Raw genomic sequence first — 11,926 nt, 5'->3', positions numbered from 1 at the left:
TTACAGCACGCGGTGGCGGGCGCGGGCGGCGAATTCGATGGCGACCGAATGCAGGCGGTCGATCTGCAATTCATCGCGGATCTCGGCCAGCATCTCGAATTCGACCTCACCCAGACGACCATCCGAGGCTGCGACATCGCAGGCCAGCAGATAGGCGGTTTCAAACATGCGCTGGGGCAGGCTGTCGCGGATGAGGCCGAAAAACGCGTCAAGCCCGTCCTCTTCCTCGAACAGCGACATCACCGTCTGGGACACGGCGCGGATGCGGTCGATGTCGTAATTGGCGAAAACCGGGGTATGGTTCACGGCACGCTCGATGGCGACCAGCTCGGCCGTGCGCAGGTTCTGGTCCGAGGCGGAGACACCGACCATGACCGCCACCAGCGCATCGCAGGGCGAGAGAGAGGGAAGGTTGTCCGACATGGCAAATCTCCGTTGCGTTTCCGGGGTAATTATTGACCATTCGCGCAGCTTTCAATACGGGGGAAAGCCTGACAATGGAGACCCGAAATGACCGCTCTGCGTGACGCCGCGATGAATTCCAAGGCCTGGCCCTTCGAGGAGGCCCGCCGCGTGCTGAAACGTTACGAGAAAAAGCCGCCCGAAAAGGGCTATGTGCTGTTCGAGACGGGCTATGGTCCCTCGGGTCTGCCGCATATCGGCACCTTCGGCGAGGTGGCGCGCACGACGATGATCCGCCGCGCCTTCCAGATGATCAGCGACATCCCGACGCGGCTGTTCTGCTTTTCCGACGATATGGACGGGATGCGCAAGGTTCCCGAAAACGTGCCGCAGCAAGAGATGCTGCGCAACCACCTGCAGGAACCGCTGACCAGCGTGCCCGATCCGTTCGGCGAATTTGACAGCTTTGGCGGGCATAACAACGCCATGCTGCGCCGCTTTCTGGACACGTTCGGCTTTGAATACGAATTCATCAGCGCGACCGAGTTCTATAAATCCGGCCAGTTCGACGAGACCCTGCTGCGCGCCGCCGAGAAATACGACGCGATCATGGAGGTCATGCTGGCGTCGCTGCGCGAGGAACGCCAGCAATCCTATTCCTGCTTCCTGCCGATCAGCCCCAAGACCGGCAAGGTGCTGTATGTGCCGATCAAGCATGTCAATGCGAAGGCCGGCACCATCACCTTTGACGACGAGGACGGGCAGGAACTGACGCTGCCGGTCACCGGCGGCAATGTGAAGTTGCAATGGAAGCCGGATTTCGGCGCCCGCTGGGCGGCGCTGGATGTGGATTTCGAGATGTATGGCAAGGATCACAGCACCAACACGCCGATCTATGACCGCATCTGCGAGATTCTGGGCGGCAAGAAGCCCGAGCATTTCACCTATGAGCTGTTTCTGGACGAGCATGGGCAGAAGATCAGCAAATCCAAGGGCAACGGGCTGTCTATCGACGAGTGGCTGACCTATGCAGCCTCGGAAAGTCTGAGCTATTTCATGTATCAGAAGCCCAAGACGGCCAAGCGGATGCATTTCGACGTGATCCCGAAGGCAGTGGACGAATATCACCAGCAGTTGCGCGCCTATCCGACGCAGACCCCCGATCAGCAATTCGCCAACCCCGTCTGGCACATCCATGGCGGCGAGGTTCCGGCATCGGATATGGTGGTGCCGTTCCAGATGCTGCTGAACCTTGCCTCGGTCGCGGGGGCGAAGGACAAGACGGGGCTGTGGGGCTTTATCCGCCGCTATGCGCCTGATGCCAGCCCCGAGGCGAACCCGGCGATGGATCAGGCGGCGGAATTCGCGCTGCGCTATTTCAACGATTTCGTCGCGCCGGGCCGTGTGTTCCGCGCGCCTTCCGAGATCGAGCGCCGCGCGCTGGAAGATCTGGCGGGCCGTCTGGCCGCGTGGGATCAGCCCGCCGATGCCGAGGCGCTGCAGACCATGGTCTTTGCCATCGGGCGCGAACATGGGTTCGAGCCGATGAAGGATTGGTTCCAGGCGCTGTATCAGGTGCTGCTGGGCGCCGATCAGGGACCGCGCTTCGGGGGCTTCATCGCGCTTTACGGCGTAGCCGAGACCCGTGCGCTGATCGAGCGTGCCTTGGCGGGCGAATTGGTATCCGCAGCAGATCATTGATCTGGAACGCATAAAACGCGTTGCGCGCGGCTGTGTTGCCGCGCGCGCTTGGTTAACCGATGGTTAACGCCAGATTGTCAAATTCCTTCCAGAGCGCGCGGCCCTTGGTCACGCTTGATCTGATGAAAGGGAGTATTTGGCATGGCTGTTGCGGCAGTTGGTAACAAGGCATTGATGCCGCGAGAGTTCCGGGCGGGCTTGAGCTTCTGGTCGCGCACCGACGGCACTCCGAACTCACCGAACTGGGCAGGGCAGACCAATGCGGCCGTTGTCCCCGCGGATGAGGATTTCGGCAGCTGTCTGGAGATCCTGAAACTGCAGGACATGACATCGCTGCGCTATATGCAGCGCACGCCGATCAGCCCCGGCACCTATCTGCGCATCTCGACCCGCGTCAAGGCAATTGCGGGCAACCTGCCCAATGTGCGCATCGCCGCTTTTGCGGGCGACAGCAGCGGGGCTGCGGTGCCGGGTCTGCTGACATTCGCGCCGGCCGTCAGCCTGACGGGCTATGGCAATGTCGTCGAGGTTTCGGCCATCGTCGGCAGCGGGCGGCGCGACGGCGTGGATATGCCTTGGGGACGCAATGCGGCTTTCGGCTATTTCGGTCTGGACCTGATGGGGGACAATAACGGCTCGGTCCGGATCGAGAATTTCGTGATCGAGGATGTGACGGCGGCCTTTATGCCGGGCATGCTGGATTGGGTGGATGTGCGCGATTTCGGCGCTTTGGGCAATGGCGTGGCCGATGACCGCGCGGCCTTTGTCGCGGCAAACCAGGCGGCGGGCGGCGGGCAGATCCTTGTCCCGCAAGGCACTTACTTCATCGGCTCGGATCTGAGCCTGAGCGCGCCGACCCGGTTCACCGGCACATTGCGGATGCCGCGCAATGCAAGGCTGGCGCTGACGGGGAAATTCGATTTCTCGACCTATGCCTCGGCCTTCGGGGATGAGACCGAGGGCATGAAGCGCGCGTTGCAGGCGCTGTTCGGCTTTACCGATCACAGCGTTCTAGACCTGAACGGGCGCGTCGTGCATCTCACCGAGCCGATGACGGCATCGACATTCGCGCCGGGCCTGACGACATTCGCCAATCGCCGCGTCATCACCAATGGCCAGATCGCCATCGTTCCCGGCCCGGCATGGGCCACCCGCACGGTGGGCGGCGTCGGCACCTATAACCCGAACCAGCCGCTGCAACTGAGCGGTGTCAGCAATATCGCCAATATCGAGATCGGCTCGCGCATCAGCGGCAACGGCGTCGGCCGCGAGGTCTATGTCAACGGCAGGAATATCGGCGCGGGCACACTGTCGCTGTCGCAGCCGCTGTTCGGGGGCGCGGGCACGCGCAGCTATACCTTCACGCGCAATCGCTATGCCTTTGACTTTTCCGAGATGGAGCAGATGAGCCGCCTGAACTTCGACGATGTCGAGTTCCTGATGGATGGCGAGGCCAGCGGGGTGATGCTGTCCGGTATGGGGTCGATGAACACGTTCCGCGATTGCTATTTCACGCGGCCGAAGGATCGCGGCATCACCTCGATCGGGACGGCCTGTCAGGGCATGACGGTCGACCGCTGCGAGTTTCTGTCGAATGAGCTGGGCGATCTGGCGCAGAACCGCACCTCGATCGGGCTGAACGTCAATGCCAATGATACCAAGATCCGGCACAACCGGTTCGTGCGCTTCGGCCATTTCATGGTGGCGGGCGGCGGCGGCCATATCATCGAGGGCAACCACTGGTTTCAGGGCGATGCAGCCCAGAACGGCGTGCGGTTCGGTGGTCTGATCCTGACCCAGCCGAACGTGCAGGCGACGGTGACGGGGAATTACATCGACAATTGTTCGATCGAGTGGACGAACGAACACGACCCGATGCCGAATTTCGTCGGCGACGAATATTCCTTTGGCGGTCTGACGGTGACGGGCAATACCTTCCTGGCCTCGAACACGACGCTGGGTTTCAACTGGCTGGTGGTGAAGCCCTATGGCAGCGGGCATTTCATCCATGGCCTTGCCGTCATGGGCAATGTCTTCAAGTCGATGAACAACAAGATCAACCGCATCGACCGTGTGGACACCACCTTTGCGCAGCTTGATTATACCCGGATGCGCAACGTCCAGTTTCAGGGCAACATGTTCAACGGCGTGCTGGTCTATGTCGCAAATCCCGTCGATATCAGCTTCACGCAGGGCACGGCGGCCAATCGCTGGATCGTCCCGGTGGATGTGGCGCTGCCCTTTAACGGCTGGGCCAAGAATGTCGAGTCGCTGATCGCGAAATCGGCCATCACCAACGCGGCCAACCAGCGCGTCACCGAGATGCCATGGGTTCAGTCGACGGTCGGCACCTCGCGCAAGCAGGTGGCTTTGAACTGGAGCGGACCGGCGCGCGGATCGGTGTCGCTGCGGGTGCGGATGGACGACCCGATCTAAGGCAGGTTACGCGCCCGAGATGCAATCGGCCCCCCGGATGCTTCGGCTTCGGGGGGCCTTTGCATATCTGCGGCCGACAGCCTGAAGGCGCGGCCAAAGCCGCCATTCAGCAGGCCCGATTGCGGCTCAAGACGCCAGAAGCGGAAATCCGGCAGGTCTATATAGACCTTTGCCTTGGGATCGCGCGCGAGCCAGCGGGCGCGGCGGTCGGGATCCGGCGGGGCGGGCCTGGCCAGCGCAAGGAGCGACAGGCGGGCATGGGTCATGGCATCGCCCTTTCGCGCCGCATCGTCGGTGACCAGCAGACCCACGCGCGGATCGGCCTGCAGCGCCCGGCTATGGGCGGCGATGCTCGACAGCAGCGCTAGCGGCACGCCATCCGGGTCGCATTGCAGCGCAATACGGGTGACAAGCGGCGTGCCGCTTTCGGGATCAAGGCTGCCAAGCGCGGCATGGCGCATCCGGGCCAGCAGCCTGCGGGCAAGATCGCGTGCCTGATCGTCGGTGGGCCGGATGGGGTCTGTCATGGCTCCATCCTGCGGCGTGCGCACCCGCAGCACAAGGTGCAACCCATTGGGCCTGTTGCCAATCGCGGCGGTGCAGCGGGCGGATGGTTAAGAAAGTGTTTATCCGCACCCCGGATATTTTCCCGGTCGGTCCAGCAGGACGGGCGAGGGGACATGAAACGAGGTGTCAGATGCCGGAAACGATCGCGACCGGGCCGCAGGGTCCAGCCGGGCCGATGGGGCCGCAGGGGCCAGCAGGCCCGAAGGGCGCGCGTGGTACTGCGGGCGCGCCCGGCCCCGCAAGCAGCTATGACGACAGGGGATTACAGACCCGGCTGGGCGAGATCGAAGCCCGGCTGGCCACGCGGGCCGGGATCGAGCTTGCGGGCAATCTGCCGCTGTCTGCGCCGTTCATCCAGCCGCTGCGACTGACGCAGGGCAGCGTGCAGGAACCGCTGCATTCGCCCTTTATCGACATTCGTCATTTCGGCGCGCAGATGCTTGGGTTCGACACCACCGCCACCCAGCCGGTGGCCGAAGCCAATGCGGCAGCCCTGCGCGCGGCCGTCATTTGGTCCGCGGCGACCGGCGGGGCGGTGCAATTGCCCAGCGGCTCGCTGGATATCTGGGGATCGGTCGAGCTGCCGCGTGGCGCATCCATCCGGGGGGCGGGGAAGTTTTCGTCACGCATCCGGCAATTGTGTCAGCCGCGCCGCGCGGATGAGCCCTTTGTCGATGTTTTTACCGCACCTGCGGTGCAAGGGACGAACGGCGGCAACGGCTATAACCTGCTGGCCGATCTGACCATCGACGGCGGCTGGAACCTGCGCAACCATGTCGGCGCAAGCTCGGGCGTCTGGAGCTATGATCCCGCCCGCATGACCCAGCGCGGCGTCACCTTCATCACGCCCACCGGCGGCCCCGGCGCAGCGGTTTTCCGCGAGGCGGGATCGGATGCGCATAACCGGCTGGACAATGTGACCTTTACCAATATCGCCGGGTATGGCTTTCACATGTCGGGCCGGGGCGAAAACTTCGTGCGCGGTGTGGAGATCCGCAAAACCGGAAAATCCGGCTTTTGTCTGATGACGCCGGACTGCTTCATCAGCGATCTGACCTGCTATCTGACCGGCGACAGCGGTGCCGAGATCCGGGCCAGCGCCGCCAACCTGCGCTGGACGAACTCGAAGCTGTGGTTCTGCGGCATGCAGCGCGATGTCGAGCCCATCGGGGCGGGCGTCTGCCTGCCTGATCCTGGCAGCGAAACAGTGCTGATGAACAATATCTCGACCCAGGACACATGGGGGCCGGGGCTGCATGTGCAGGGCAATATCGGCATCGTCTTCAACGGCGATATCGACGAGGCCGGAGGCGGGCGGCTTGAAGAGCAGGGCCTTGGGTATCAGGGCCGTCGCACGCTGGCGCGGGCCTTCCTGCGCGCGCCCGGCACGCTGCGCCGTGCCAAGATCACCGCCGAGGTCAAGGGCGGCGCGCGGCTGGGGCAGGCCAATCGTCCGCTGCTGCTGGACATGCCGGGCAGCGCGGTGCAGCACTGCACCTTCCGCTTTGGCGGCGATCTGAGCCATATCGCCACACCGCATGTCGCGACCTCGGTCGGGCATGTCAACGCCAACCGCTATAACGAGGTCTGGTTCGAGAACCGTCTGTTGCACGGGCAGGTGTCGCAGCGCAATCTGAACACCGCGACGCATGGCGTGAACGACCCGCAATACGGTCCGACCAAGGTGATCCGCGAAGATGGCCGCATGCTGGTGCGCAGCTTCACCACCGGGAACTGGGTGCAGCAATGACCTTTGGGCAGGGGAACGGCGTTCCCCTGCCTTCTGCCTCAATGTTTGGTCGCGCAAAGGCCATTCTGGAATTCCACGCCGGGACGGGCCGCTGGTCGGGTGCTTTGCGGCGGCTGCGTCGGATCGGGTGGGCACTCAGCGGCAATATTTTCCGCATCCGGCGCCATCCGCCGGTTTTTTCGGTGTCAGGCGGTCAGCTATGCGGTAATTCGGGTCGGCCCGATCCGTGCTGGCCGCGAACAGACTGCCTTTGGGCTGTTTGACATGCAAACCCTCCCCCGATCCTATGCGCCGAGCTGAAGCGCTCCCGGCCCGGATCGCGGCGTTTGGCGGCGTGGCACGACCGTTGATCGCGCCGCGCCCGGATCAGAATTGCGTGGTGATGTTGATGAACAGCCCGCTTTTAGGCACATCGACCGTGCGCAGATCGTCATCCACCTTGCCCCACAGATAGCCGCCCCCCAGCCGCAGATGATCGCCGATCAGCCGGTAGACACCGATCAGGGCCGCGGTTTCGGTCGTATCGGCACGGGGGGTGTAAAGCGCGCGGACCTCGGCCATCAGATCCCAGTTGTGCACGACGCGGTAATCGGCGCGAAACACGGTCAGATGCGCATCCGAGCGGGTGAAATCATCGCTGCCGCGATCCGCGCTTTCGCGCCGCCGAAAGCCGTATTTCGCGGAAAACGTCCAGACCGGGTCGGCCTGCCAGTTCACGGCTGCATTCAGGATATGGCTTTTTTGCCGGGGCCCGTTCAGATCGCCGTCGATATTCACCTGATCCGCGCCCGGCAGATCGTAAAGATAGGTATAGCTGAATAGCCCGTTCACCGTGTCATGCGCAGCGGGGCGCCAGGCATAGCCCACACGGCTTTCGATATAGCGGCCATTGCGAAACGACGACTGGTCGCTGGCCGAGATCACCGCATCCAGTGCCGAGACGAACCGCCAATCCTGCGAGACCTTGCTTTCATAAAACCCCGACCAAAGCCATGTGCTGCGGTCCAGCGCATCGCCGGGGCGGTCGGATTGATCCTGGCGCCATTCGCCGCGCAATCCGGCCGAGACCAGATCCGCCTGATCGTAGCGCAGCCCCAGCGACAGGCCGCGCCGCTCAAGACGCGTGCTGTCGCTGTCGCGTTCCTCGCCGAATTGCATGTTGATGTCATAACGCCAGCGCTGCGACGGCGTATAGGTCACGCCATAACCCGAGGTCAGCGACGGTCTGGTCCCGAAGGCGCTGTAGCTGCTTTCCGAGGTATAGGACCACGCGTCATTGATCTTCGAGGTGGTGCCAAAGACGATGCTTCCCTTGTCGTCGCCCAGAAAGTCCGGGCTGTCGAAGCGGCGCAGCGGATCAAGCCGATAGCCGATGGTGGTGGTGGTGTCCGGATTGGGGCGAAAACCCAGTTCCAGCCGCCCGGCCGCGCCAAGGCTGCCCTCGGAAATCTCGGCCGTCAGTTCGCTGCGTTCGGAAAGCTGCACGCTTGCCCCTACGCCCGTGCGGTTGTTCGCAAGGCGTGTGTCGTCACGCGACAGGGTGGACTGAGCAAAGGCCCAGAGCGACAGCGCCTGATCCCGTGTCCAGGTCAGGCGCAGGGCGGCATCGACGCGCGTGCCGAAATCATCGGCGCGGCTGGTCGCGTCGCGATGGTCGCGCGCCACCTCGGCCCGGATCGCCCATGCCGCGTCAAGCTGATGGTCAATGCCAAGCCGCGCGATGCTTTCGCGTCGCCCGTCATCGCGGCTTGCCCCCTCACCGCCGAAGGTCAGATCGGTGCGGGCGGACAGTGCCACCTCACCCGTCAGGCCCCAGGCATCCTGATCGTATTGGAACTGCTGATCGGGCGAGGAAAACCCCGCCTCTTTACGGTCGACAAAGCCCGCGATCTTGCCCCGCAGCCCCATGAAGGCCAGATCGGTCTTGCCGCCGATCCGCCACGAGGCGGCGTTCAGCCCCGGCAGGCCATAGCTGGGATGTGACGGCTCCAGATCAAGCCCGCCGTTCAATGAGAAGCTGCTGCCGAAACCCGGCCCTTGGCTGGTGGCATATTCCACCAAAAGCTCGCGATCGTCGCCGTCGCGCAGCAGGATGTCGGCCCCGGCCAGCGTATTATCGGCCATGCCCGTCGTTTCGCGGATCACAGATGCGCCAAGGCGCAGCCGATCGCTGGCCCAGACCTCGCCGCGCGTTCCGGCGGTATAGCCATCGACATCGCCGGTGGTCGGCACATATTCATATTGCGCCACCAGATTGACATCGTAATCGCCCAGCGGATTGTCCACGACCAGCCCGTCGCCCGTCACGCTGGGCGACAGGGGCTGGTTCAGGATGATCACGCCCTGAATCGGGTTGATGCGGTAATCGCTGCCTGCGGCCAGACGCCGGGTCTGGACCACAAGGCCGGTGGTGCGCGAGACGATCTGCACCGCGACGGTTTCGCTGTCCGACAGGATGTCCTGACGCGACAGGAAATAGGCCGAGCCGCCGGTTGCGCGCAGCACATCGCGTTGCATCAGGCTGTCCGCCTGCGCCGCAAAGCCCGTCACCCGCACGCGGCTTTCACCCTGCGCCGTGACCTGCGGCGCGCGGTATTCGCCCGACAGCCCATACAGCGCGCGGTCGCTGCGGGCCGACAGGCCGGTGCTTTCGCGCGGCTTGAAATCGCCCCATTGCAGGTGGCTGCCGTGTTTTTCGGCGCGCAGAAAGAACTTGCCGGATGAGGGTGCCAGCTCACTCAGCTGGCTGTCATCGCCGAAGGTGTTGAACACATCCTCGGACTTCATCTCGCGCAGGGTCTGGTCGGGGTTCTTCCGCGTGAAGTTGCGGAAAAGATCGCTGATTTCATCCTCTTGCGTGTCGATCGAGGCGGTGACCCGCGTGCCGTCGGCCAAAGTGCCCTGCGCAAAGCCCGCCAGCCGCCCCAGCGTCCAGCTTTCGCCCTGATCGCGCCCGACCGTCAGATCGGCGATGCCGGTCGCGAACCATTCCGAGGGCTGGACCGTCACCTCACGTTCCAACCGGCGCGGACCGATGGCGGCGCTGACCGCATGGGTGCCGGGGGGCAGGATGCGCTGCACGACGAAACTGCCCGACGGATCGACGGCGACCGGCTCACCCAGCACATGAACGGGCTGACCCTGCGCATCATGCCCCGAGACGGTGATCGCACCGCCCGATACCGGGATGCCGCGCCGCGCCAGCATGTCGTCGCCCTCGGCTGCGGCAGTGACCGGGCCGGTCAGATCCGGCGCAGTGGCCACCGCCACCCGCATCAGGGGCAGGCTGCGGGTTTCGTCCCGGCGTCCCGCCGCATCGCTGGCCCGCAGGGAATAGCGATAGATCCCATCGCCATCCGCAGGCATCGTCCATGCGGCCGTGCCATTGGGCTGGATCGGCACAAGCGCCACCATCTCGCCATCGGCATCCGTGATCACCACCTGGGCCTTGGCGATCCATGCGGGATAGTTCGACGAGGCGCGAAAGCCGACCGTTTCGCCTGCCATGAAGCCCGCACGCAGATCCGTGGTGGCGATGGCAAGGCGCGGCCTTGCGCCCAGCCCGTCATAGGTCAGATCGATCCCGGCCAGATCCAGCGCGCGGTCGGTGTCGCGCGTCCGGTCCGGCCGCGCCGGGGCGCCGGCAATCGTTTGCGGCGGCGGGTCCGCCGCGTCCCCCGGCCCGCCGATCACGTCCGGCCCATCGATCGAGATCGAAAAGCCGATCTCCCCCAATGGCGCTGCCGCCTGATCGGTGACGTTCGGCTGAACCGGCCTGCTGACCGCCGTGCCCGCATTGGCGTGGGCACAATCGCCTTGGGATGTGGACCCTTTGCCGCGGCAGAAGACCTCGGCCCGTGCCTCGACGTAAAAGCCGGTTGCCGGGAGGATCGCGCCACCGGCCAGAAGCACGCGCAGCGCCGGGGATGCCAGTTTCACGGCCTTCATTGCGCCACTCCTGCCCGTTCAATCACCGTTTCGATGTTCAGCTTGTAGGTCCCTGATCGGCGCCACAGCTCGCGCACGGCCCGCTCGACCAGCTTCAGCCGCTGCTCTGCGCCGTTGCGGGGTTCGGCCTTTGCAAGCACATAGCTGATGCGCAGCATGGTCGGTCTGTCGCGGATCCGGTCGACCATGGTGACCAGCCCGGCATCCAGTTCCGGGCGCATCGTCTCGCGGTCCTGCGCCATGGCAAAGGCATTGGCCGACAGGTCGATGCGCACCAGCCGCGCCAGCGTGGCGCCGAAATCCAGCCGGGTAATCATGCCCGGCGTCAGGCGGACCACGCGCGGGTTTTCGGTCGTCAGGCGATAGCCTGCGGGCAACGTCCGTTCGTCCAGTTTCAGCATGAAGTTCGAGCCGATGCCTTGCGGCAGGGCGGCGCAGGGCACGTTGAAGCGGCCATGCGCGTCGGTGCTGATCGCCAGTCCATTGGGCGCGACCAGCCGGATATCGGGCAAGCCACGTTCGGTTGCCTTCGGGCTCATATGGCCGTTCTGATCGCGATCGTCAAAGACCCGCCCCAGCACGGTCGCGCATTGCATCACCGCATCGGCAAGCACCCGCACCACGGCCTGAGCCTCGGGCGCAAGATCCGCGCCGGTGGCTGGATCGGTGATGCGCGCGCGGTTGGTATGGTCGCCCGGACGCACCGACCCGCCAACCAGCAGATCAAGCGTCAGAACCCTTGACTGGCCGCCACGCACCAAGACGGGCTCGACAATCAGTCTGCGGCCATGAATGGCCGGCGTGACGTCCACCCCGTCCAGCCGCGCCGAGCCGCTGCGATAGTGAAAGCCGGGTGGCAGGATATCCGTGATGCGGATCGTGGCACTCGCCGTGCCGGCAGCATTGCCGACCCGGATGGTATAAGGCACGGTGTCGCCGATCATCGCGGTCTGCACGCCCACCAGTTTTTCCAAGGTCAGGACCGCGGGCGCTGCCGCCACCGTCACCGGCACGTCGGGGCTGTCGGTCGCAGGCAGCGGGTTCGGGCCGGTGGGCACGGCGACGCGGGCGACGTTCACCAGATCGGTGCCGGCATCCAGATCGGCCTGGGTCACGTCGTAA

Annotated in this window: 7 protein-coding genes; 3 read left to right on the top strand and 4 right to left on the bottom strand. The window is 64.5% G+C overall.

Annotated features, from left to right (window positions below; genetic code table 11):
- Nucleotides 1–423 carry a tellurite resistance TerB family protein gene (locus GL284_RS05025; RefSeq protein ID WP_155043541.1) on the bottom strand — a complete coding sequence of 141 codons (423 nt, stop codon included), beginning with the start codon at nt 421–423 and terminating at the stop codon, nt 1–3.
- Nucleotides 424–510: 87 nt separating this feature from the next.
- Here GL284_RS05025 and GL284_RS05020 point away from each other — a divergent pair, with 87 nt between their 5' ends.
- Together GL284_RS05020 and GL284_RS05015 are read left to right on the top strand one after the other, a co-directional pair.
- On the top strand, nt 511–2,103 hold the full coding sequence (locus GL284_RS05020) for a lysine--tRNA ligase (RefSeq protein WP_155043540.1): 1,593 nt from the start codon (nt 511–513) through the stop codon (nt 2,101–2,103).
- A 141-nt stretch (nt 2,104–2,244) separates the two neighbouring features.
- The gene (locus GL284_RS05015; RefSeq protein WP_155043539.1) at nt 2,245–4,539 is read left to right on the top strand and encodes a glycosyl hydrolase family 28-related protein; all 2,295 of its coding nucleotides are present in this window, start codon (nt 2,245–2,247) and stop codon (nt 4,537–4,539) included.
- Here the strand turns inward: GL284_RS05015 and GL284_RS05010 are convergent.
- Nucleotides 4,536–5,066, bottom strand: coding sequence for a HugZ family pyridoxamine 5'-phosphate oxidase (locus tag GL284_RS05010; RefSeq protein WP_155043538.1), 531 nt, complete (start codon nt 5,064–5,066; stop codon nt 4,536–4,538). The genes GL284_RS05015 and GL284_RS05010 overlap by 4 nt on opposite strands.
- 170 nt (nt 5,067–5,236) lie before the next feature.
- Between GL284_RS05010 and GL284_RS05005 the strand changes: the two genes are divergently transcribed.
- Nucleotides 5,237–6,856, top strand: a complete 1,620-nt coding sequence (locus GL284_RS05005) for a right-handed parallel beta-helix repeat-containing protein (protein WP_155043537.1) — start codon at nt 5,237–5,239, stop codon at nt 6,854–6,856.
- 366 nt (nt 6,857–7,222) lie between these two features.
- On the opposite strand, the gene GL284_RS05000 is transcribed toward GL284_RS05005, so the two are convergent.
- Both GL284_RS05000 and GL284_RS21265 read right to left on the bottom strand, forming a co-directional pair.
- Nucleotides 7,223–10,804 (bottom strand): porin family protein, encoded by a 3,582-nt coding sequence (locus tag GL284_RS05000; protein WP_155043536.1) that lies wholly within the window; start codon nt 10,802–10,804, stop codon nt 7,223–7,225.
- A partial coding sequence (locus tag GL284_RS21265) for a DUF11 domain-containing protein (protein WP_196217072.1) occupies nt 10,801–11,926 on the bottom strand: 1,126 nt, incomplete at its 5' end. The genes GL284_RS05000 and GL284_RS21265, both read right to left, overlap by 4 nt.

The organism is Paracoccus shanxieyensis (assembly GCF_009711265.1).
GTDB lineage: Bacteria > Pseudomonadota > Alphaproteobacteria > Rhodobacterales > Rhodobacteraceae > Paracoccus > Paracoccus shanxieyensis.
Note: the sequence above shows the minus strand (reverse complement) of the source record. Positions and strands in the feature narration are given on the sequence as shown.

Bases quoted from the DNA above. Each gene is read 5' to 3' on its own strand.
- GL284_RS05000 (WP_155043536.1), bottom strand. From the start codon at position 10,804: ATGAAGGCCGTGAAACTGGCATCCCCGGCGCTGCGCGTGCTTCTGGCC.
- GL284_RS05020 (WP_155043540.1), top strand. From the start codon at position 511: ATGACCGCTCTGCGTGACGCCGCGATGAATTCCAAGGCCTGGCCCTTC.
- GL284_RS05005 (WP_155043537.1), top strand. From the start codon at position 5,237: ATGCCGGAAACGATCGCGACCGGGCCGCAGGGTCCAGCCGGGCCGATG.
- GL284_RS05010 (WP_155043538.1), bottom strand. From the start codon at position 5,066: ATGACAGACCCCATCCGGCCCACCGACGATCAGGCACGCGATCTTGCC.
- GL284_RS05015 (WP_155043539.1), top strand. From the start codon at position 2,245: ATGGCTGTTGCGGCAGTTGGTAACAAGGCATTGATGCCGCGAGAGTTC.
- GL284_RS05025 (WP_155043541.1), bottom strand. From the start codon at position 423: ATGTCGGACAACCTTCCCTCTCTCTCGCCCTGCGATGCGCTGGTGGCG.